The 21,264-nt window shown below is 63.4% G+C and carries 18 protein-coding genes; 10 read left to right on the top strand and 8 right to left on the bottom strand.

Annotation, left to right across the window (positions count from 1 at the left end; genetic code table 11):
- The first annotated feature begins 29 nt into the window (after positions 1-29).
- The 7 genes from hda to ACFSNN_RS13170 all read left to right on the top strand — a co-directional run bounded on the left by hda (position 30) and on the right by ACFSNN_RS13170 (position 5,469).
- Positions 30-800, top strand: a complete 771-nt coding sequence (gene hda / locus ACFSNN_RS13140; protein WP_134457087.1) for a DnaA regulatory inactivator Hda — start codon at positions 30-32, stop codon at positions 798-800.
- A complete protein-coding gene (locus tag ACFSNN_RS13145; protein WP_134457088.1) occupies positions 793-1,479 on the top strand; it encodes a histidinol-phosphatase in 687 nt (228 codons plus the stop codon). The genes hda and ACFSNN_RS13145 overlap by 8 nt, the downstream gene beginning before the upstream one ends.
- Complete coding sequence (gene pcnB / locus ACFSNN_RS13150; protein WP_134457089.1) at positions 1,476-3,065, top strand: polynucleotide adenylyltransferase PcnB; 1,590 nt, start codon at positions 1,476-1,478, stop codon at positions 3,063-3,065. Before ACFSNN_RS13145 ends, pcnB begins: the two co-directional genes overlap by 4 nt.
- A gap of 48 nt (positions 3,066-3,113) precedes the next feature.
- Positions 3,114-3,662, top strand: coding sequence for a 2-amino-4-hydroxy-6-hydroxymethyldihydropteridine diphosphokinase (gene folK / locus ACFSNN_RS13155; protein WP_134457090.1), 549 nt, complete (start codon positions 3,114-3,116; stop codon positions 3,660-3,662).
- Positions 3,659-4,339: a deoxynucleoside kinase gene (locus tag ACFSNN_RS13160; RefSeq protein ID WP_012431802.1), complete on the top strand. Its 681-nt coding sequence runs from the start codon at positions 3,659-3,661 to the stop codon at positions 4,337-4,339. Before folK ends, ACFSNN_RS13160 begins: the two co-directional genes overlap by 4 nt.
- 39 nt (positions 4,340-4,378) lie before the next feature.
- A complete protein-coding gene (panB, locus tag ACFSNN_RS13165; protein WP_134457091.1) occupies positions 4,379-5,194 on the top strand; it encodes a 3-methyl-2-oxobutanoate hydroxymethyltransferase in 816 nt (271 codons plus the stop codon).
- A 140-nt stretch (positions 5,195-5,334) separates the two neighbouring features.
- The gene (locus ACFSNN_RS13170; RefSeq protein ID WP_279631124.1) at positions 5,335-5,469 is read left to right on the top strand and encodes a hypothetical protein; all 135 of its coding nucleotides are present in this window, start codon (positions 5,335-5,337) and stop codon (positions 5,467-5,469) included.
- Positions 5,470-5,533: 64 nt separating this feature from the next.
- Here ACFSNN_RS13170 and pabB read toward each other — a convergent pair whose 3' ends face one another.
- From pabB to grpE, 4 genes are all read right to left on the bottom strand, one after another.
- Positions 5,534-7,450, bottom strand: a complete 1,917-nt coding sequence (pabB, locus tag ACFSNN_RS13175; protein WP_134457092.1) for an aminodeoxychorismate synthase component I — start codon at positions 7,448-7,450, stop codon at positions 5,534-5,536.
- A gap of 25 nt (positions 7,451-7,475) precedes the next feature.
- Positions 7,476-8,615 carry a molecular chaperone DnaJ gene (gene dnaJ / locus ACFSNN_RS13180; RefSeq protein ID WP_012431798.1) on the bottom strand — a complete coding sequence of 380 codons (1,140 nt, stop codon included), beginning with the start codon at positions 8,613-8,615 and terminating at the stop codon, positions 7,476-7,478.
- A 277-nt stretch (positions 8,616-8,892) separates the two neighbouring features.
- A complete protein-coding gene (gene dnaK, locus ACFSNN_RS13185) occupies positions 8,893-10,836 on the bottom strand; it encodes a molecular chaperone DnaK (protein WP_134457093.1) in 1,944 nt (647 codons plus the stop codon).
- A gap of 484 nt (positions 10,837-11,320) precedes the next feature.
- Positions 11,321-11,905 (bottom strand): nucleotide exchange factor GrpE, encoded by a 585-nt coding sequence (gene grpE, locus ACFSNN_RS13190; RefSeq protein WP_134457094.1) that lies wholly within the window; start codon positions 11,903-11,905, stop codon positions 11,321-11,323.
- A 391-nt stretch (positions 11,906-12,296) separates the two neighbouring features.
- Here grpE and ACFSNN_RS13195 point away from each other — a divergent pair, with 391 nt between their 5' ends.
- Complete coding sequence (locus ACFSNN_RS13195; protein ID WP_012431795.1) at positions 12,297-12,458, top strand: hypothetical protein; 162 nt, start codon at positions 12,297-12,299, stop codon at positions 12,456-12,458.
- On the opposite strand, the gene ACFSNN_RS13200 is transcribed toward ACFSNN_RS13195, so the two are convergent.
- The 3 genes from ACFSNN_RS13200 to hrcA form a co-directional block, all read right to left on the bottom strand.
- The gene (locus tag ACFSNN_RS13200; RefSeq protein WP_116142839.1) at positions 12,430-12,837 is read right to left on the bottom strand and encodes an RNA-binding S4 domain-containing protein; all 408 of its coding nucleotides are present in this window, start codon (positions 12,835-12,837) and stop codon (positions 12,430-12,432) included. The two genes, ACFSNN_RS13195 and ACFSNN_RS13200, sit on opposite strands and share 29 nt — an antisense overlap.
- Before the next feature lie 8 nt (positions 12,838-12,845).
- Positions 12,846-13,916: a ferrochelatase gene (gene hemH / locus ACFSNN_RS13205; protein ID WP_134457095.1), complete on the bottom strand. Its 1,071-nt coding sequence runs from the start codon at positions 13,914-13,916 to the stop codon at positions 12,846-12,848.
- Between the two features lie 186 nt (positions 13,917-14,102).
- Positions 14,103-15,122 carry a heat-inducible transcriptional repressor HrcA gene (hrcA, locus tag ACFSNN_RS13210; RefSeq protein WP_012431792.1) on the bottom strand — a complete coding sequence of 340 codons (1,020 nt, stop codon included), beginning with the start codon at positions 15,120-15,122 and terminating at the stop codon, positions 14,103-14,105.
- A gap of 342 nt (positions 15,123-15,464) precedes the next feature.
- Here hrcA and ACFSNN_RS13215 point away from each other — a divergent pair, with 342 nt between their 5' ends.
- A complete protein-coding gene (locus ACFSNN_RS13215) occupies positions 15,465-16,367 on the top strand; it encodes an NAD kinase (RefSeq protein ID WP_012431791.1) in 903 nt (300 codons plus the stop codon).
- A 71-nt stretch (positions 16,368-16,438) separates the two neighbouring features.
- On the top strand, positions 16,439-18,109 hold the full coding sequence (recN, locus tag ACFSNN_RS13220; protein ID WP_134457096.1) for a DNA repair protein RecN: 1,671 nt from the start codon (positions 16,439-16,441) through the stop codon (positions 18,107-18,109).
- Between the two features lie 278 nt (positions 18,110-18,387).
- On the opposite strand, the gene glnE is transcribed toward recN, so the two are convergent.
- Positions 18,388-21,180: a bifunctional [glutamate--ammonia ligase]-adenylyl-L-tyrosine phosphorylase/[glutamate--ammonia-ligase] adenylyltransferase gene (gene glnE, locus ACFSNN_RS13225; protein WP_134457097.1), complete on the bottom strand. Its 2,793-nt coding sequence runs from the start codon at positions 21,178-21,180 to the stop codon at positions 18,388-18,390.
- Positions 21,181-21,264 lie beyond the last annotated feature (84 nt).

Genomic DNA, 21,264 nt, shown 5'->3' on the forward strand with positions numbered 1-21,264 from the left:
CCAAGCCTCATTTTCGGCATTCACCTACTGTGCTTCGTCAACTGACGCTCGATCTCGGCACCCCGCCGCCATCGACATTCGACAATTTCTTCGCCGGCGCCAACGCCGAGCTGGTCACGCGCCTGCGCGAGCTCGAGAACGCGCTCGCCGCCGGGCCGGTCGCCGATCGCACCTTCTATCTGTGGGGCGAGTCGGGCAGCGGCCGCACGCACCTGTTGCAGGCGCTCGTGCACGAAGCATCGCCGGGGCATGCGCGTTTCGCCGGCCCGCAGAGCAGTCTCGCCGCGTTCAGCTTCGACCCGCGCGTCGCGCTCTACGCGATCGACGATTGCGACGCCTTGTCGGCCGCGCAGCAGATCGCCGTCTTCAACCTGTTCAACGAGGTGCGCGCGCATCCCACCAGCGCGCTGGTCGCCGCGGGCAACGCGCCGCCCATCGGCATGACGGTGCGCGAGGATTTGCGCACGCGCCTCGGCTGGGGTCTCGTGTTTCATCTCGCGCCGCTGCCGGACGAAGGCAAGGCCGCGGTGCTGAAACACGCGGCGCGCGAGCGCGGCATCATGCTCGCCGACGACGTGCCGGCCTACCTGCTCACGCATTTTCGCCGCGACATGCCCAGTCTGATGGCACTGCTCGACGCGCTCGACCGCTTCTCGCTCGAACAGAAACGCGCGGTCACGCTGCCGCTGCTGCGTACCATGCTGGCTTCGCCCGACGCCGAAGAACGGCGCGGCGGGCCGACCTCGGCGGCCTCATCCGCGTCATCCGCCGCTTCAAGTAAAATAGACCCCCATGGCTAACCTCGCACTCTTCGATCTCGACCACACGCTCATCCCCACCGACAGCGACCACGAATGGGGCCGCTTCATGGTGAAACACGGCATGGTCGACGCCGAAAATTTCGCCCGTGAAAACGACCGCTTTTTCGCCGACTACAAAGCCGGCAAGCTCGACATTCACGCGTATCTGATCGCGATGCTCACGCCGCTGTCGAAGTACACGCGCGCGCAACTCGCCGACTTTCACGCGCAGTACATGCACGAAGTCATCAAGCCGGCCATTTTTCCCATCGCGCTGGAACTGGTGAAGCAGCACCGCGAAGCCGGCGACCTGTGCTGCGTGGTCACCGCCACCAACGAATTCATCACCCGCCCGATCGCTCAGGCATTCGGCGTCGACGCGCTGATCGCCTGCGAAGCGGAAACCGTCGACGGCGAGCCGCATTCGCCGTACACCGGCCGCCCCACCGGTACGCCGAGCTACAAGGAAGGCAAGATCGTGCGCACCGAAGCATGGCTCGCCTCGCTCGGCAAGACGTGGAGCGACTTCGAGCGCAGCTATTTCTATAGCGATTCGCACAACGACATTCCGCTGCTCGAAAAAGTCACGGACCCGATCGCGACCAATCCGGACGACACATTGCGCGCCCATGCGCAGGCCAAAGGCTGGCGCATCCTCGAACTCTTTCAACCCTCGTGATCAAAAAACTTATCCGCAAGCTATTCGGCCAGGACTCGGCGCCCGCTGACGACAACCTGCCCGCCGAAGCCGAGACAGACGAAACCGGCAGCGCACCCGCGCGCACTCCGTCAGGCGCGAGCAAAGCGCGCCGCAAACCCGCCCGTTCCAGCGCGCCCGTCAAGACCGTGCGCGATCCGGACGTGCCGATCATCATTCCGCACGACGTGCATGGCATCGACCAGGCGCTGATCTCGAGGAACGCGATTCGCGTGACCGAAGGTCTGCAACAGGCGGGGCACCGCGCGTTCATCGTCGGCGGCGCGGTGCGCGATCTGCTGCTCGGCATCAAGCCGAAAGACTTCGACGTCGCCACGGATGCCACGCCCGAACAGGTGCAAAAGCTGTTCCGCCGCGCGCGCATCATCGGCCGGCGGTTTCAGATCGTGCACGTGCAGTTCGGTCAGGAAATCATCGAGACCTCGACGTTCCGCGCGCTGGTCGATCCGCCCGCGGCCGACGCGCCTCCGGCCCGCCGCCTGAAACGTGACGAACTCGACCGCCGCACCCACGCGGTGGACGCGAGCGGCCGCGTGCTGCGCGACAACGTGTGGGGCGAGCAGCACGAAGACGCCACGCGCCGCGACTTCACGATCAACGCGATGTACTACGATCCGGCCACGCAAACCGTGCTGGACTATCACAACGGCATGGCCGACATGCGCGCGCGTCTGCTGCGCATGATCGGCGACCCGGCCACGCGTTATCGCGAAGATCCGGTGCGCATGCTGCGCGTAGTACGTTTCGCGGCCAAGCTCGACTTCGAGATCGAGGACAGCACGCGCGAGCCGATCGCCAACATGGCCGATCTGATCAACAACGTGCCCGCCGCGCGTCTGTTCGACGAGATGCTCAAGCTGATGCTCTCGGGCCATGCGCTCGCGTGTCTGAAACGCTTGCGCAAGGAAGGCCTGCATCATGGTCTGTTGCCTTTGCTCGACGTGGTGCTCGAGCAGCCCATCGGCGAAAAATTCATCACGCTCGCGCTGAACAACACAGATTCCCGCGTGCGCGCCGGCAAGCCGGTGTCGCCGGGCTTCCTGTTCGCTACGCTGTTGTGGCACGACGTGCAGCAGCGCTGGCAAAAATTTGAAGCGAACGGCGAATATCCGGTGCCCGCATTGCATCGCGCGATGGACGATGTCCTCGACATGCAAACGGAGAAACTCGCGATCCACAAACGCTTCTCGTCGGATATGCGCGAGATCTGGGGCCTGCAGTTGCGCCTCGAAAAACGCTCCGGCAGAAGCGCGCTGAAGCTGCTGGAACACCAAAGATTTAGAGCGGGGTATGATTTCCTCCTGTTGCGCTGCGAATCGGGCGAACTCGACGAGTCGGTCGGTGCGTGGTGGACGGAGTTCATAGAAGGAGACATCGCCGCGCGTGAGGCATTGCTCACGCAAGGCGGGAAGGACCGAAGCCCCAGAAAACGACGGCGGCGCAGCAGCGCCGGTAGAAACCGCAAGCCGGGGGACGGATTGGAGGGCGGCACGCCAGCCGAACGCACAGCCGAAGACGCAGGCCATGACGGCCCGCACGAAGACTGACCTAGCGTTGGCTGTTGCCGTCGAACGATAGTTGCAGGAAGTTATGCCATGACGGTTGCTTATCTCGGCCTCGGCGCGAATCTCGGGGACGCGCGCCAGACCCTGAAAGACGCGGTGGTGTGCCTCGCACAACAGCACACCATCTCCGTGCTCGCCAAGTCGAGCCTGTATCGCACTGCCCCGATCGACGCGGGCGGCGACGATTATTTCAACTGCGTCGTGAAGATCGATACGACGCTCCCCGTGCGGCATCTGCTTGCGCTCTGCCACAAAATCGAGCATCAGTTCGGCCGCGAGCGGCCGTTTCGCAATGCACCGCGCACGCTCGATCTGGACATCCTGCTGTTCGGCGATCAATCGATCGATGAAGCCGATCTGATCGTGCCGCATCCACGTTTGATCGAACGCGCATTCGCGCTGCTGCCGCTCGTCGAGATCGATCCCTCACTCGTGATCCCACAGCATGGCCGCGCCGAAGCGTTGCTCAGCGGTGTGAGCGATCAGCGCATCGAGAAAGTGAAGGGGCCTTGCCAGTGCCCCATGCTAAATGCATTGGCCGCAGGTGAAAGCACCACTCCTAAAGGCCGTTGCGAATGAATTCAACGCCGCTTACCGTCACGGCGCCGCAGTTGCGGCCTCCGTTCGGCTATCTCGCGATCGAAGGGCCGATCGGCGTTGGCAAGACCTCGCTCGCACGGCGCCTCGCGCAACGCTGGTCGATGCAGGAACTGTTCGAACGGCCGCAGGACAATCCTTTCCTCGAACGCTTTTATCGCGACACCGCGCGTTATGCGTTGCCTACGCAGTTGCACTTCGCCTTGCAGCGCGCGCAGCAGGCTCAGGACGTAAGCGCGGCACACGCATCGGGCACACCGCTGGTCGCCGATTTCATGACGCAGAAGAACGACATCTTCGCGCGTCTGACGCTGCAGGAAGACGAGTGGCAGTTGTATCGCGCGCTCGCCGCGCGCATCGACGTCAATGCGCCGGCACCGGACTTCGTGGTCTATCTTCAGGCAAGCCCGGAAGTGTTGTTCGCGCGAATCCAGAAGCGCGCGGTGCCGATGGAGCTGCAGATTTCCGACGCCTACCTGCACGCCCTGTGCGACGCGTACAACGAGTTTTTCTATCACTACGACCGCACGCCCGTGCTGACGGTCAATGCCGAACATCTGAATCCGCTCGACTCGGACGCGGACCTTGCGCTACTCGCCGAACGCATCGAAACCATGCGCGGCCGCAAGGAATTCTTTGTCAAAGGCACGTCGCTGTAAGCAGCGCGGCCACCTCTCTTTTCTCAACGGATTGACCCCATGACCTATTTGCAGGAAGCGAGCCGGAACGCCATCACCGTGCCGAAACTGCAGGCAATGCGCGATGCCGGCGAAAAAATCGCCATGCTCACCTGCTACGACGCGAGCTTCGCCGCGCTGCTGGACCGCGCGGGCGTCGACGTGCTGCTGATCGGCGATTCGCTCGGCAATGTGTTGCAAGGCCAGACGACCACGCTGCCCGTGTCGCTCGCCGACATCGCGTATCACACGGCTAGCGTGGCGCGCGCGCGGCCCGCGGCGCTGATCGTGGCCGACTTGCCGTTCGGCACCTACGGCACGCCGGAAGACGCCTTCAGAAGCTCGGTGGAGTTGATGCGGGCTGGCGCGCAGATGGTGAAGCTCGAGGGTGGCGAATGGCTCGCGGACACGGTGCGCTTCCTGGTGGAGCGCTCGATTCCTGTATGCGCGCACGTCGGTCTGACGCCGCAATCCGTGCATGCGTTCGGCGGCTTCAAGGTGCAGGGCAAAACCGAAGCAGGCGCGTCGCAGTTGATGCGCGACTCGCTCGCCGTGCAGCAGGCCGGCGCGCAATTGATCGTGATGGAAGCGATTCCGACGCTGCTCGCCGGCGACGTCACGAAGCAGTTGCGTATTCCGACGATCGGCATCGGCGCGGGCGTGGATTGCTCGGGTCAGGTGCTGGTGCTGCATGACATGCTGGGCATTTTCCCCGGCAAGCGGCCGCGCTTCGTGAAGGATTTCATGCACGGGCAGCCGAGTATTCTCGCTGCTGTGGAAGCGTATGTGGCAGCGGTGAAGGATGGTTCGTTTCCCGGGCCGGAGCATACGTTCTGAGTTTGAAATCGATCAAGTTTGCGGCAAAACGGGCTGCTTCGTGCCCGTTTTGAGATCGATCCGATATTGCATGCAAAGCCGGTTGTCTATCTTCGTCTTCCTGTTTATGCGGCCTGGCCGCGAGCCGAGGAGAGACCACCATGAGCCCATTTTGTCTGATCGACGTAGCGGGAATCCGCGACCACGCGACCGTGCCGCATGACGTGCGCGAATCGGGTTTGCATGCATGTTTGAGCGGCTGGATGATTCGGCTGCTGCATGCATTTCACGGTTGAGGCGCGGGCGGCGGCCCTGCTTTGCGTTGATTGCCGCATTTAGCGGCTTGCGCTCTCGCCTCTATCAGTTCACGATCCGCGCCGGTACTGCGCCTCGCAGCGCATTGCACACCATTAGCGCTTCGGCGTTTTGCAGATCGGTCCGGGTCAGCACACGTTCGCCCGCCTGCAGTTCCGACGCGCTATCCAGCAACACGCCACGCATCACGCCTGGCAGCACGCCCGACGCGAGCGGAGGCGTCCACCAGCGGCCAGCCAGTTTCACGAAGACGTTCGAGCGGCCGCCTTCGGTCAACTCGCCTTGCGCGTTGAAGAACAGCGTGTCGAACGCGCCCTTTGCTTCGGCTTCACGCCAGCCACGATCGTATTCGGCGCGGCGCGTAGTTTTGTGATGCAGCAGCGGGTCGGCGGCGTCGGTTGCAGGGAATGCGTGATCGGGTCCAAGCATCACACCGACGGTCGGTTCGGCTAGCGCCGTCAACACCGCGACCGTGATCTGAATCGTGCCGTTTTTGCTCAGCGCAAGCCGCATGCGATGCGGCGTTTCAGCGGGCAGCGACGCGCATTTCGTGGCGATCTCTGAGCTAATGGCGTTTGCGTCGTCGAACCTGAAGCCGAGCGTCGCGGCGCTCGATGACAGTCGCGCGAGATGGCGGGACAGATGCCGTACGCCCTCTTCGCGCGTCGCATACATCGTTTCGAACAGCTCGAAACCCGGCTCGGCGCCGGTCAGAAAGCTGGCCTTCAATTGGCACTCCGCAAATTCGTCGGCGGCGACGCTGTCGAGCACGATGCCCGCGCCGACGCCCATCTTGCCTTTCAGATGACCGGTTTGCGTGGACGGACTCAACGTCAGCGTGCGGATCGCGACAGATAAGCAGAAGTCGCCGCAGCCGGTCCGGTTTGCGTCGCGCCTGGTCGCGTCCGCATTCTCAGCCGACGATGAAGGCGCGTCCAGCCAACCAATCGCGCCGGTATAGAGTCCGCGCGGCGTGCTCTCGAGCTCATCGATCAACTGCATCGTGCGATGCTTCGGCGCGCCGGTGATCGAGCCGCAAGGGAACAGCGCGCGCAACGTCTGGGCGAACGACGTGGCGGGCTTTAGCGCCGCCTCCACGGTCGAGGTCATTTGCCACACCGACGCATACGGCTCGACCGAAAACAGCGCCGGCACTTTGACCGAGCCCGTTTGCGCCACCCGCGACAAATCATTGCGCAACAGGTCGACGATCATCACGTTTTCGGCGCGGTTTTTCGGATCGTTGCCGAGGAATTCGGCAGCACGCCGGTCCACCGCCGGGTCGTCCGAGCGCGGCGCGGTGCCTTTCATCGGCCGCGCACGCAACGTCGCGCCCTGCTTCTCGATGAAGAGTTCCGGCGAACACGACAGCACCCAGTGTCCGCCCGGCAATGCGATCAGCGCGCCATACGGTACCGGCTGACGCGCCCTCAACCGCCGATACAGCGCGCTGGGCGAGCCGAAGATATCGAAGCCGAGCCGGTACGTGTAGTTGACCTGATAGGAATCGCCGGCGCGCAGGGCCGAGTGGATCGCATCGATCGCTGCGTTGAACTGAGCCGGGTCGACGCTCGCACGCACGTTCATCGTGCCCGCCACGGACGGCTCGACCGCGCTTGCGTCGCGCGCCATAAGCCACGCGTCGACCTCTTCACGACTGAGCTTCTCGCAACGTTCGAATAATAAAAAACGCAGCGTGGCATCGCCACGCTGCGTTTTCAAAGACTGGCTCGAATCTCCGCCGAGAAGATGCCGGCCGAACTCATAGTCGGCGAGCACGACGGCATGCAAACCACACTGCGTCTGCGCTGCCACGGTTTCGCACACGGCTTCGAGCTGCGCGGCGTCCGCGCACACCCGTTCCTGCACAAAACCCGTGTACAGACGACTCGAACGGCGCGCCGCCGTCGCGTCGCAATCGTCGAGCAACGCGAACACCGTGCCGCGCTCATCTGCCGTCATACCTACCGCCAACTTCAAACCGCCATTAATCGAAGAAGCTCTTCACCCGGTCGAACCAGCTCTTGCTTTGCGGGCTATGCCGCGAGCCGCCTTCAACCAACGCCTTCTCGAACTGCTTGAGCAGATCGCGTTGCGGCTCGGTGAGTTTGACCGGCGTTTCGACTTGCACGTGCACGTACAGATCGCCGGCAATGCTCGAACGCAGCCCCTTGATGCCCTTGCCACGCAGACGGAACGTCTTGCCCGACTGCGTGCCTTCCGGCACGGTGAAGCTGGCGCGGCCCGCGAGCGTCGGCACTTCGATTTCGCCGCCGAGCGCCGCGGTGGTGAACGGAATCGGCATCTGGCAATGCAGATCGTCGCCGTCGCGTTCGAACACCGAGTGCTGCTTGATGTGAATCTCGACGTACAGATCGCCCGACGGGCCGCCGTTGATACCCGGCTCGCCGTTGCCGGCGGAACGGATCCGCATGCCGTCGTCGATACCCGCCGGGATCTTCACTTCCAGCGTCTTGGTTTCCTTCACCTTGCCCGCGCCGTGGCAGTGGCCGCACGGTTCAGGAATATAGGTGCCGGTACCGTGGCACTTCGGGCAGGTTTGCTGAATGCTGAAAAAGCCTTGCGACATCCGCACCGAACCCGAACCGCTACAGGTCGGGCAGGTTTCCGGCTTGGTGCCGGGCTTGGCGCCCGAACCGTGGCAGATTTCGCACGATACCCAGCTCGGCACGCGAATCTGCGTGTCGTAGCCGTGCGCGGCCTGTTCCAGCGTGATTTCCATGCTGTAGCGCAAGTCGGCGCCGCGGTACACCTGCGGACCAGCGCGGCCGCCGCCGCGTGCGGCGCCACCGGCCGCCTGGCCGAAGATGTCGCCGAAAATATCGCCGAATGCGTCGGCAAAACCGCCGAATCCTTGCGCCCCGGCCCCGCCCATGTTCGGATCGACGCCCGCGTGGCCGTACTGATCGTACGCGGCACGCTTTTGCGAGTCCGAGAGCATTTCATAGGCTTCCTTCACCTCTTTGAAATGCCCTTCCGCATCCTTGTTGCCCGGATTGCGGTCGGGGTGGTGCTTCATCGCCAACTTGCGATAAGCCTTCTTGATTTCGTCGTCGCTCGCGTTCTTTGCGACGCCCAGAACCTCGTAGTAATCCCGTTTCGCCATATCGGTTCAACGCCACTCGCGCAATGCGCACGGTGGCTCCTCTTGAATGCTGGAGTCTCACGACTCGTCCGGCCGCTGTTTCATGCCGCCTGAATGCGGTACAAAACAACGCCCTCCATAAAACAAATGTGCCCGGAGAGCCTAAAAGGCTCGCCAGGCGAGATAACCGCTCTTGCACGTTTGCTGTCCCGATGTCCGGCACGCGGGCGCAGTCTCTGGTGCAGCCGGGCCGCACACAGGGCTGTGTGCGGCTTTACGGTCGAAACGCGACCTGGCTTTAGTCTTTCTTGACTTCCTTGAACTCGGCGTCGACCACATCGTCCTGCTGCTGGCTCGCGCCACCCGCCGTTGCACCCGCGCCAGCGGCCGCAGCTTCGGCACCTTGCGCAGCCTGCATGTCGGCGTACATCTTCTCGCCCATCTTCTGCGAGGCGGTGGCCACCACTTCGATCTTGGCTTCGATCGCAGCCTTGTCCGCCGAACCGCTCTTCAGCGTTTCTTCGAGGTCCTTCAGCGCGGCTTCGATCTTTTCCTTCTCGGCAGCTTCCAGCTTGTCGCCGTATTCGGTCAGCGCCTTCTTCGTGCTGTGGACCAGCGCGTCGCCCTGATTGCGAGCATCGGCCAGTTCACGCAGCTTGTGATCTTCTTCCGCGTTCGCTTCGGCGTCCTTCACCATTTTCTCGATTTCGGCTTCGGACAGACCCGAGTTCGCCTTGATCGTGATGCGGTTTTCCTTGCCGGTCGCCTTGTCTTTCGCGCCGACGTGCAGAATGCCGTTCGCGTCGATGTCGAAGCTCACTTCGATCTGCGGCGTGCCGCGCGGTGCCGGCGGAATGCCTTCGAGGTTGAACTCGCCCAGCAGCTTGTTGCCGGCTGCCATTTCGCGTTCGCCCTGGAACACCTTGATCGTCACGGCGCCCTGATTGTCGTCAGCCGTCGAGTAGACCTGTGCGTGCTTGGTCGGGATCGTGGTGTTCTTGTTGATCATCTTCGTCATCACGCCGCCGAGCGTTTCGATGCCGAGCGACAGCGGGGTCACGTCGAGCAGCAGAACGTCTTTACGGTCGCCCGACAGAACCTGGCCTTGAATCGCGGCGCCCACGGCCACGGCTTCGTCCGGGTTCACGTCACGGCGCGGATCCTTGCCGAAGAACTCCTTGACCTTTTCCTGCACCTTCGGCATGCGGGTCATACCGCCGACCAGAATCACGTCGTCGATTTCGCCGACCTTCACGCCCGCGTCCTTGATCGCCACGCGGCACGGTTCGATCGTGCGTTCGATCAGCTCTTCAACCAGCGCTTCCAGCTTGGCGCGCGTAATTTTCAGGTTCAAGTGCTTCGGACCCGATGCGTCGGCCGTGATGTACGGCAGGTTGATTTCGGTTTGCTGGCTCGACGACAGCTCGATCTTCGCCTTTTCAGCCGATTCCTTCAGGCGCTGCAGCGCAAGCACGTCTTTCGACAGATCCACGCCTTGCTCTTTCTTGAACTCGGCGATGATGTAATCGATGATGCGCTGGTCGAAGTCTTCACCGCCCAGGAACGTATCGCCGTTCGTGGAGAGCACTTCGAACTGCATTTCACCGTCGACGTCGGCGATTTCGATAATCGACACGTCGAACGTACCGCCACCCAGGTCATACACCGCGATCTTGCGGTCGCCCTTTTCGGCCTTGTCCAGACCGAATGCCAAAGCGGCTGCGGTCGGTTCGTTGATGATCCGCTTCACTTCCAGACCGGCGATGCGACCTGCATCTTTGGTGGCCTGGCGCTGGCTGTCGTTGAAGTACGCGGGAACCGTGATCACGGCTTCGGTGACCGGCTCGCCGAGGTAGTCTTCAGCGGTTTTCTTCATCTTGCGCAACGTTTCCGCCGAGATTTGCGGCGGCGCGAGCTTCTGATCGCGCACTTCGATCCATGCGTCGCCGTTGTCGGCTTTCATGATCTTGTACGGCATCAGCGCGATGTCTTTCTGAACTTCCTTTTCTTCGAAGCGGCGGCCGATCAGGCGCTTGACCGCGTACAGCGTGTTCTTCGGATTCGTGACCGACTGACGCTTCGCCGGTGCGCCGACGAGAATCTCGCCGTCTTCCATGTAAGCGATGATCGACGGCGTGGTGCGCGCGCCTTCCGAGTTCTCGATCACCTTGACCGAATTGCCTTCCATGATCGCCACGCACGAGTTGGTCGTGCCCAGGTCGATACCGATGATTTTGCCCATTTTTCCTATTCTCCTAACTTTGATCGCTGCGGGAAGCGCCTTGTTTGCCCTGCCGGCCGTAAGGCGATCCGCTCTCAATTCCTACCTGCACTCAACATAAGTGCGTCCGCATCGTTTTCAAGACCTCTTTTACGATGCGGTCTTTAATTTTTTTCAATCGGGCGAACTTTTGCCCGAATTCGTTCCATCGGCCTGGGCACAGTTCGTGGCGCCGGGCATTTTGCCCGTGTGTCGGCCCGAATCCTCTCCCCGTGCGGCGGTGACCGCGGCCGCAGGTTCGAACTGCTCAAGGCCTTGCCAGCCGAGTCGCTTGCGCAGCAGAAAACTATGAGGGCAGACCATGCACGATAAAGCACAAGCCGGGTTCGCGATGCCCGTCAACGCTGCTGTGAAGCCGTTGAGGCCGAGGGCGGTGGCGTCGACGGGAGGTCTGCCATGGAGCGCATTGCCTGCCGGACGAAGCGGCTTACCGAATCCTCTGCGCTTACTTCGGTGCGGCGACGGTCACGAGTGCCGGACGCAGCACGCGATCGGCGATCACGAAGCCCTTTTGCAGCACGGCTACCACGGTGTTCGGCTCCTGCTCGGCCGGCACCATGGAAATGGCCTGATGACGGTGCGGATCGAACTTCTCGCCAACCGGATTCAGGGCGACCACGCGGCCCTTTTCCAGCGCGCCGGTGAGCTGGCGCAGCGTGAGCTCGACGCCTTCGCGCACCTTCTGCAGATCGTCGGACGAGTGGGCGACCGCGGCTTCGAGACTGTCGACCACCGGTAGCAGATGCTCGGCGAAGCTCTCGATTGCAAATTTGTGCGCCTTGGCGACGTCTTCCTGAGCGCGGCGGCGGACGTTTTCGGTCTCAGCCTTGGCGCGCAGGAAGCTCTCCTGCAACTCGGCGATCTTCGCTTCGGCTTCGGCCAAGGCCGTCTGCTCTGCGTTGACCGGCGAGTCGGTTGCGGCGTTGGCCGCCGCTTCCTGCTGAGGTGCTGCGGCCTCGGCGGCCTGGCGCGCGGTTTCGTCGGCGGGCGTGGGATTCTGGCTCGTCGGGTTCTCTTGCGTGTTTTCCATGTCGCTGAAAGTCGTTAAATAGGTGAAAGCGAGGTAAAAGCCAACGGTGGCCGGCAGCACATCAAACCTGGCGCGGTTTGTGCGTTGCAAAATCGCGACAGACAACTTCGCGAGTCACCGTCAATCAAAACGGCAGATGAGGCCGGGAGCAACCATTTCAAGCGGTTCTCCCGGAACTTTTCGCACCGCGGATGAGCCGCGGAAATGCCCGGTTACAACCATTATTGCTGCGCAATCAGATTGAGATTGAGTGCTGCTGACAAGTGGCCTATGCTCCACTTAAGCATCGGAAAAGACACGTTAACCCTAATCTGACGTAAACCTTTCCGATATATTGCAATTCCCACCCGATTTGCCCGTCTTTATCCTGAACCTTCCCAAGGGGAGTACCGTGAAACTGACCTTTGCAATCTCGGTGGTCGCATTGGTTCTGATTGCGGGCACCACGACCATCTGTATGTCCGGGGCTGTCAACGACCACACCACCGAATACGGCGGTGTGCACGCGACCATGGAACAGCTGTTCAACCCCCACCTGAAAGTTTGTCGATAGTGCGCCTGTCGCGCTTGGTCGGCCGGCCATGCAGTGCGGCCGCCGGTTCGCGATACGTCTTGCGCCGCTCCTGTTCGACCTGCCGCTTCACCTTGCTCTCTTCGGTCTCCGCATAAAGCGTTTGTGCGACGCTCGCCGGACCGCGCACGTCGCACACGCCCAGCACCTCCACCTGCCACACAATCCGCTCGATCTCGATTTCGACCAGGTCGCCGACCCGCACGTCTTTAGCCGGCTTGACGCTGGCGCCGCCAATCCGCACATGCCCTTTTTCGACGGCGTCCGCCGCGAGCGAGCGCGTCTTGAAGAAGCGCGCCGCCCAGAGCCATTTGTCGATGCGCAGCTTCGCGCCCGGGTCAGTTGCAATCCTGTAGTTCATGAGCCTGTTCAAGCTCCTGTCGTATGCGGCACCGGCAACGCCTGCACCGGCCAGCCTTGCAGGTTCTGCGCAACGATTTCGCCCAGCGCGGCAATCCACGCCTGCGAGGCATTGAGGCAGGGAATCCGATGGAAATCCTTGCCGCCTGCATGGAGGAATTCGTCGCTCACTTCCATGCCGATTTCCTCGATGGTTTCAAGGCAATCCGCCGTAAAGCCCGGACAGAACACGTCGGCGCGCCGTACGCCCGCCGCGCCCAGTTCCTTTAACGTGGGCGCCGTGTACGGCTGCAGCCATTCGGCCTTGCCAAAGCGCGACTGAAACGTGATTCGGCATTCCACCTGCGTCAGCTCAAGCGCCTGCATCAGCAGCGCGCCGGTTTGCTGGCATTGCTCGTGGTACGGATCGCCGAGATCCATCGTGCGCTTGGGCACCCCGTGGAAACTCAGCACTAGCTTGTCGCCCGCGGCAAAATCCGGCCGGCCATGCTGATGCCAATAGTGATGCACCTGCGCCGCAAGCGCCGCAATGTAGGCCGGATGGTCGGCGTACTGGCGCACTGTGCGGATTTCCGGCTGATTGCGCATGCGCTTGAGCGCCGAAAAGGCGTCGTCAAACGCGGTGGCGGTGGTCGACGACGAGTACTGCGGATACATGGGCATCAACAGCACGCGCTCCGCGCCCGCCAGCTTGAGCTGATTCAGCATCGCCGGGATGCCCGGCGTGCCGTAGCGCATCGCGTAATCGACCAGCACCGTGTAGTCGTTCAATTGCAACAGATGGCGCAGGCCTTCCACCTGTTTCTCCGTGTGGACGCGCAGCGGCGAGCCCTCCGGCATCCACACCGCGGCGTACTTCTTGGCGGAGGCGACGCCCCGAAACGGCAAAATCAGCAGACGCAAAATGATCTGCCAGAGCAGCGCCGGAATTTCGACCACGCGCGGATCGGACAGAAACTGCGCGAGATAGCGGCGGACCGCGCGCGGCGTCGGCGCGTCGGGTGTGCCGAGATTGATCAGCAGCACGGCGACACGGTGCGACGTGGCGTTCTGTGAGGGCCGCTCGAGGTCGAAGCGCATAGGCAGCAAAGTACCGGTATTGGCGGAGAGTCGGTTGAGGTGGGATTCATTATAGCGGCGCGGTCCATGCACCGGTCCGCCGCACACCCCTGGCCATTCGGCCAATTGGCAAGCCGCGCGCCGTCACGCATTATCTGCAGCAGGAGCAGGAGCCACGCGCGACCGCGGCCCAGGAGTCGAAGCCGCCTACTGCTGGCTGAGTGTCAGCGAAAGCAGGCGCGCGGTGATATCCACAATCGGGATCACGCGGTTGTAGGCCATGCGAGTCGGCCCGATCACGCCGAGCGTGCCGACGATCTTGCCGTTCACCTCATAAGGCGCGGTGACCACGCTCATTTCCTCGATCGGTACGAGATTCGACTCACCGCCGATGAAAATCTGCACGCCCGCCGCGTGACTCGACACGTCGAGCAACTGAAGGAGACTGGTCTTTTGATCGAACACATCAAACAGTTTGCGCAAGCGCGCCATGTCCGACGAAAGGTCGGCCACTTCGAGCAGATTGCGCTCGCCGGAAATCAGCACGGTTTCGCCCGTGTCGGATTCGTCCGTGCTGGCCGTGACGGCGGCGTGCATCAGCGTGGTCATGTCGCCGCGCAGTGCGTCGATTTCTTCGCGCAGGCGGCGCCGCACGTCGTCGAACGACAGGCCCGCGAAGTGCGCGTTGATGTAGTTGGACGCTTCGACCAGTTGCGAGGGCGAGAAGTCGCGCTGAGTCGCCATGATGCGGTTCTGCACGTCGCCTTCCGGCGTGACGATGATCAGCAGAATGCGCTTGTCCGACAAACGCATGAATTCGATCTGCTTGAACACGTGGCTGCGCCGCGGCGTGAGCACCACACCGGCGAACTGCGACAGGTTGGACAGCACACTGGCCGCCGCCGCAACGATTTTCTGCGGCTCGCCTGCCTGCAGCGTAGTCTTGACGGTACGCGTCACGGCTTCTTCGTCCGCGGCGGACTCCACTGTGAGCATGGTGTCCACGAACAGACGGTAACCGCGCGGAGTGGGAATGCGGCCCGCGGAAGTATGCGGACTGATCACGAGCCCGAGATCCTCGAGGTCGGACATCACGTTGCGGATCGTTGCCGGACTCAATTCCAGGCCCGAATAGCGCGACAACGTGCGCGAGCCGACCGGCTGACCTTCGGCGATGTAGCGCTCGATCAGCGTTTTTAGGAGGGTTTGTGCGCGAGGATCTAGCATGAGAGAAAATTTTAGCTCAATGGCACGACTACCGCGAGCGCTAGGGGCACCCATCCCTGACGAACGAGCCGCCGTTTGCCAGGGCGGCGCACTGCCTTCGGTCCGGCCCGCAAGCCGGCGTTCCGCCCGGCGCTGTTCGGACCACCTTGCTGACCACTTTGCGAGCCACCTTCCGGGCGGCCCGGCTGCCGGCGCCCCGCCGCACTTTACACGGCGCACATGTCATCAAGGCTTCACCATTCTAACGATAATCGCGAGATGCGCTGACGGCCCGCGCGCGCCGGCCCGCTACCGGGTCTGTCTGCGGTTCTTTTCAGGCCCTACCTATGGTGTAATGCCGGCATGCAAGTGACCAGCCAGTTCAAGACCGTCGCGCTCGTCGGGCGCAACAATACGCCGGGCATCGCCGAGCCGTTGACCGCGCTCGCCTCGTGCATCGCGAAGCGCGGCTTCGAGGTCGTATTCGAAGCAGACACGGCCGCCGAGATCGGCGTCACCGACTACCCGGCGCTGCGTCCCGCCGAGATCGGCGCGCGCGCTGACGTCGCGGTCGTGCTGGGCGGCGACGGCACCATGCTCGGCATCGGCCGCCAGCTCGCGCCCTACCGCACGCCGTTGATCGGCATCAACCACGGGCGGCTCGGCTTCATCACCGACATTCCGATCTCCGACATGCGCGAGATCGTGCCGCAAATGCTGTCCGGCAATTTCGAACGCGAGGAACGCGTGCTGCTCGAAGCGCGCATCATGCGCGGCGGCAATCCGATCTATCACGCATTGGCCTTCAACGACGTAGTGGTCAACCGCAGCGGCTTTTCGGGCATGGCGGAGCTGCATGTCTCGGTGGACGGCCGCTTCATGTACAACCAGCGCTCGGACGGTCTGATCGTAGCCACGCCCACCGGCTCGACCGCCTACGCACTGTCGTCGCAAGGGCCGATTCTGCATCCGCAATTGCAGGGCATCGTGCTGGTGCCGATCGCGCCGCACGCGCTCTCGAACCGGCCGATCGTGCTGCCGGACGACTCGAAGGTGAGCATCCAGATCGTTTCGGGGCGCGAAGTGAATGTCAATTTCGACATGCAGTCGTTCACCTCGCTCGAACTGGGCGACACGATCGAAGTGCGCCGCTCGCGTCATACGGTGCCGATGCTGCATCCGGTCGGCTACAGTTTCTTCACCACGCTGCGCAAGAAACTGCACTGGAACGAATACCCGTCGCACGAAGAAGACTCCAAGCCCTGAGCGGCGAGCACACCGGAACGCGAACGCCGCCGCTGCCGAAACCCGAACATCAAGCTCACCAGACGACCTCCATGCTTCGCCACCTCTCGATACGCGACTTCGTCATCGTCGCCGCGCTCGACCTCGAATTCGACAGCGGCTTTACTGTTTTCTCCGGCGAAACCGGCGCCGGCAAATCGATTTTGATCGACGCGCTGGCGCTCGCGCTCGGCGCCCGCGCCGATGCGAACGTCGTGCGCACTGGCGAAAGCCGGGCGGACCTCGCCGCTGAGTTCGAGACCCATGCGCAGGTCGAGCAATGGCTCGACGAGCAGGCGCTCGGCACGACCGGCGAGGACGGCCATCACGGCAACACAGTGATGCTGCGGCGCGTGGTGGATGCCAACGGCCGCTCGCGCGCCTTTATTAACGGCACCGCGGCCACGCTCGCGCAGTTGCGCGAGGTCGGCGAGATGCTGGTGGATATTCATGGCCAGCACGCGCACCAATTGCTGATGCGCCCCGACGCGCAACGCGAACTGTTCGACACCCACGCGGGCCTGTCGGACACCGCGGCAAGCGTCACGCGGGCATGGCGCACGTGGCGCGAGAAAGTTCAGGCGGTCGAGCACGCGCAAACGCGTGACCGTGAACTGCAACTCGAACGCGAGCGTCTCGCCTGGCAACTCACCGAACTGGACAAGCTCGCGCCGCAACCGGGCGAGTGGGAAGAGGTCAACGCCGAGCATCGGCGGCTGTCGCATTCGGCCAATCTGATCGACGGCGTGCAGGGCGCGCTCGGCGCACTGTCCGAATCGGACGAGGCCATGATCACGCATCTGTCCTCGATCGTCTCGAAGGTGCGCGATCTGGCCGAGATCGACCCGGCCTTGAACGACGTACTGGCCGCGTTGGAGCCCGCCGAAATCCAGTTGCAGGAAGCGGCTTATTCGCTGAGCCACTACGCGCAAAAGCTCGAACTCGATCCGGACCGGCTCGCCCAAGTCGAAAAACGCCTCGACGTGCTGCATTCAGCCGCACGCAAGTTTCGTCTGCAGCCTCAGACGTTGCCTGAGGAACATGAGGCGCGTCGCGCGCAACTCGCCGCGCTCGACGCGGCCGCCGACCTCGACAGCCTGCACGCAGCCGAAGCCAAGGCCAAGGAAGCTTTCCTGACCGAAGCGAAGAAACTCTCGAAGGCGCGCGCCAAGGCCGGCAAGGCGCTGGGAGCGGCGGTCACCACCGGCATGCAGGAACTGTCGATGAAAGGCGGCAGCTTCGAAGTCGCGCTGGTGCCGCTGCCCGAAGGCGGCGCGCATGGGCTCGAACAGGTCGAGTTCCGCGTCGCCGGTCATGCCGGCGTGCCGCTGCGGCCGCTCGCGAAGGTTGCCTCGGGCGGGGAACTGGCGCGGATCAGCCTCGCGCTCGCGGTCATTGCCAGCGCCGCCAGCCCGACACCCACGCTGATCTTCGACGAAGTGGACACGGGCATTGGCGGGGGCGTCGCCGAAGTGGTCGGGCGGCTTTTGCATCAGCTTGGCCAGCAACGCCAGGTGCTGTGCGTAACGCACTTGCCGCAAGTCGCCGCACGCGGCGACCATCACTTCCAGGTGGCGAAGGCGGGCAACGGCAAAGGCGGCACGGTCAGCAGCGTGACTTCGCTCGACAAGGCGAGCCGCGTCGAAGAAGTCGCGCGGATGCTCGGCGGGTTGGAGATCACGCCAACCACGCGGAAACACGCGAAGGAAATGCTGGCGGCGTAGTTGTTCGTTGGCTGGGAATGCCGTCGCCATCTGCGTCTCGCGCAGAAAAGCTAGCCGCCTGGTTGGTCGCGAGAAACCGGCACCCATGCGGCTCGCAGGCACAACGCCCGCGGCGGCGAACGATCGTAGGTGAGCCCGCCTGACGTCTTGCTTCGCCGCGCCTCACCTCACCACCCTTCATGCCGTTTCGGAGAGCGAACGCCGCGAATTCGCTCACGCCGCTGTATAAGGCACCGCAAGGCACCGAGCTGAACAAACCGCGAACTCCCGACCAACCCTCATCCAAACACGCGCTTCCACAGCGCGAGCACCGCTTCCCGCTCCTTAGCCACCAGCGCCGGCTCGACCCGCGCCTTCTCCATCCCATCCAGCCGCAGCTGATGCTGCAACTTGCGGTAAGTGCGATACGCCGCGCCCACTGTCTCCGCTTCCGCCTCGCTCATCAGGCCGAAGCGCGATACCTCCCGCAGCAACGCGATGTTGCCGGTATTGCGGATCAGTTCGGGATCGCTCGCCGCGTGCAATAACACCCAGTACTGCACGGTGAATTCGATATCCACCATCCCGCCGCTATCGTGCTTCAGGTCGAACAGCGCCGTATGGTTCGGATGCCCGGCTTCGACGCGCGCGCGCATCTCGACGATCTCCTTCATGAGCGGCGCCGCTTCGCGCGGCGTAGTCAGCACCCGTTCGCGGATGGCCTCGAACTTCGCACCGATCTCGGCGTCGCCCGCGCAGTAACGCGCGCGGCTCAATGCCTGGTGCTCCCAGACCCATGCCGTATTGGCCGCGTCGCCCTCGCGCAGCTGGTAACGGCGGAACGCGTCCAGATCGGTGACGAGCAGGCCCGACTCGCCGTTCGGCCGCAGACGCAAGTCGACGTCGAACAGGGTGCCGGCGCCGGTTGCGGTCGTCAGCCAGGTGATCAGGCGGCGCGTGTAAGTGGCATAGACGTCGGCTGCGGCATCGTCGGGGTCGTCGTAGAGGAAGATCAAATCGAGATCAGATGCGTAACCCAGTTCCTTGCCGCCCAGCTTGCCGTACGCGATCACCGCGAAACGCGGCACGTCGCGATGGCGTTTCTGCAACTGGTTCCAGACGGCCTGGAGCGTGACGTCGAGCACGGCGTCGGCCAGTTCGGACAGCCGGTCGCTCACATGCTCGACGCTCAGCTTGCCGGCCAGATCGATCAGCAGAATGCGAAACACCTCGGCCTGGTGGGCATGGCGCAACAGATCCATTTGCTGCTCGACGCCGTCCGCCGCGGCCAGACGCAGGCGCAATGTGCGCTTGAACTCGGGCCAGTCGAACGGACTATTGATCGCTTCGTCGTCCAGCAATTCGTCCAGCAGTTGCGGATGGCGGATCAGATAGCCCGCCGCCCACCGCGAACCGCCGAGCACTGACAGCACACGATGCAGCGCTTGCGGATATTCGGTCAGCAGCGCCAGGTACGCACCGCGCCGGCTCACCGCTTCGAGCAGGTTGAAGAAACGCGCTACCGTATCGCCGCGGCGCTCCGCAGGTTCCAGCGTGCGGGCGGCTTCCAGCGCCCGTTGCGCGACGATGTCGAAACGTTGCCGGCTGCGCTCGGCCAGCCCCGCGTAACGCGACGACTGCCAGATCGCGCGCAGTCGCGCGACCAGTTCGCCCGGCTCGGCCACGCCGAGTTCGACGAGGCGCGACTGCAGGGCTTCGTCGGCGCTGTCGTCGGCAAGCGCGCTGCTCCAGACCCACGCGGCTGCGCCGTCTTCGGGCGCGCCACAGCCGTCGCGGCCGTTCACTTTGTCAGCGAAAATCTGGTCGAACTGCTGTTCGACGAATTCGCGATGGGCATCGAGCTTGGTCATCAGCGCGGCGTAGTCGTCGCAGCCCATTGCGTGGGCAAGCGCCGAACGGTCCTCCGGATCGACCGGCATCGCATGGGTCTGCGCATCGTTACGGTATTGCAGACGATGCTCGAGTTCGCGCAGGAAGCGATAAGCCTGCGAGAGCTTCACGCAAACCGACGTGTCGAGCAGCCCATGCGTGGCCGCGTGACGCAGCACCGCAAGTGTCGGCCGCACGCGAAAGCCCGCGTCCTGGCCGCCGCGGATCAACTGGAACACCTGCGCGCTGAATTCGATTTCGCGGATGCCGCCGCGCCCGAGCTTGATGTCGTCGGCCTTGTCGGGCCGCATCGACGCGCGCCGTTGCGCCTCCTGACGAATCTGCAGATGCAGCGCGCGAATCGCGCTGATCACGCCGAAGTCGAGGTAGCGGCGATAGACGAACGGCATGACGATCGCATCGAGTTGCTTCTGCAGCCGCTGCGCCGCATCGCTCGCGCCTTCGGACACGAGGCGCCCCTTGATCCACGCATAGCGCTCCCACTCGCGGCCTTGCACGTAGAAATATTCTTCGAGCATGCCGAGACTGCACACGAGCGGCCCCGAGTCGCCGTTCGGCCGCAGCCGCATGTCGACCCGGAACACGTAGCCGTCGCCGGTCACTTCGGCGAGAGCGCCGATCAGGCGTTTGCCGAGGCGCGTGAAAAATTCCTGCGTGGCGATCGGCGAACGCTGGCCGCCCGAGGTCTCGCCGTCCTCCTCATAAATGAAGATCAAGTCGATATCGGACGACACGTTCAGCTCGCGCCCGCCAAGCTTGCCCATGCCCACCACGCCGAGCGAAAGCCGTTCGCCTTGCGGCCCGCGCGGCTCGCCATATAGCGTTTCGAGCTCCGCTGACAGAACAGCGAGCGCGCGCTGGACCGTCGTCTCCGCCAGGTCGGTCATCGCGCCGGTGACTTCGGCAACATCCGCCTCGCCCGCCAGATCACGCTCCATCACGGCGCAAAAGACCTCGGTGCGCAATTGGCGCAAGGCCCGTTTGAGTGCATCTTCATTCAATGGCGCGTCGGTCGCGCCGGCCGCTTCGGCGCACAAAGCGTCGAAACGGGCGTCGATACGCTCGCGAGTAAGCGGCCCGGACGCGAGCGCTGCCACCCGCGCCACGAGTTTCGGACGGGCAGCCGCAGCGCGCGCCGCGTAGTGTGAATAGTTGGAACTCAGGAGAGTGGCGTCAGTCATCAGGGGTCTGGCTCGCTCGTTGCTTGATCAGCGTGGTTCAGTTCGCAGTAGTACACGGCAGCGGCGGTCGCGGCCGCCTCCCGC

Source organism: Paraburkholderia dipogonis (genome assembly GCF_042680985.1).
In the GTDB taxonomy this organism is placed as follows: domain Bacteria; phylum Pseudomonadota; class Gammaproteobacteria; order Burkholderiales; family Burkholderiaceae; genus Paraburkholderia; species Paraburkholderia phytofirmans.

Excerpts from the sequence above, each read along its gene's own strand:
- ACFSNN_RS13145 (WP_134457088.1), top strand. The coding sequence starts at position 793 with ATGGCTAACCTCGCACTCTTCGATCTCGACCACACGCTCATCCCCACC.
- folK (WP_134457090.1), top strand. The coding sequence starts at position 3,114 with ATGACGGTTGCTTATCTCGGCCTCGGCGCGAATCTCGGGGACGCGCGC.
- ACFSNN_RS13160 (WP_012431802.1), top strand. The coding sequence starts at position 3,659 with ATGAATTCAACGCCGCTTACCGTCACGGCGCCGCAGTTGCGGCCTCCG.
- panB (WP_134457091.1), top strand. The coding sequence starts at position 4,379 with ATGACCTATTTGCAGGAAGCGAGCCGGAACGCCATCACCGTGCCGAAA.
- ACFSNN_RS13170 (WP_279631124.1), top strand. The coding sequence starts at position 5,335 with ATGAGCCCATTTTGTCTGATCGACGTAGCGGGAATCCGCGACCACGCG.
- pabB (WP_134457092.1), bottom strand. The coding sequence starts at position 7,450 with ATGACGGCAGATGAGCGCGGCACGGTGTTCGCGTTGCTCGACGATTGC.
- dnaJ (WP_012431798.1), bottom strand. The coding sequence starts at position 8,615 with ATGGCGAAACGGGATTACTACGAGGTTCTGGGCGTCGCAAAGAACGCG.
- dnaK (WP_134457093.1), bottom strand. The coding sequence starts at position 10,836 with ATGGGCAAAATCATCGGTATCGACCTGGGCACGACCAACTCGTGCGTG.
- grpE (WP_134457094.1), bottom strand. The coding sequence starts at position 11,905 with ATGGAAAACACGCAAGAGAACCCGACGAGCCAGAATCCCACGCCCGCC.
- ACFSNN_RS13200 (WP_116142839.1), bottom strand. The coding sequence starts at position 12,837 with ATGAACTACAGGATTGCAACTGACCCGGGCGCGAAGCTGCGCATCGAC.
- hemH (WP_134457095.1), bottom strand. The coding sequence starts at position 13,916 with ATGCGCTTCGACCTCGAGCGGCCCTCACAGAACGCCACGTCGCACCGT.
- hrcA (WP_012431792.1), bottom strand. The coding sequence starts at position 15,122 with ATGCTAGATCCTCGCGCACAAACCCTCCTAAAAACGCTGATCGAGCGC.
- ACFSNN_RS13215 (WP_012431791.1), top strand. The coding sequence starts at position 15,465 with ATGCAAGTGACCAGCCAGTTCAAGACCGTCGCGCTCGTCGGGCGCAAC.
- recN (WP_134457096.1), top strand. The coding sequence starts at position 16,439 with ATGCTTCGCCACCTCTCGATACGCGACTTCGTCATCGTCGCCGCGCTC.
- glnE (WP_134457097.1), bottom strand. The coding sequence starts at position 21,180 with ATGACTGACGCCACTCTCCTGAGTTCCAACTATTCACACTACGCGGCG.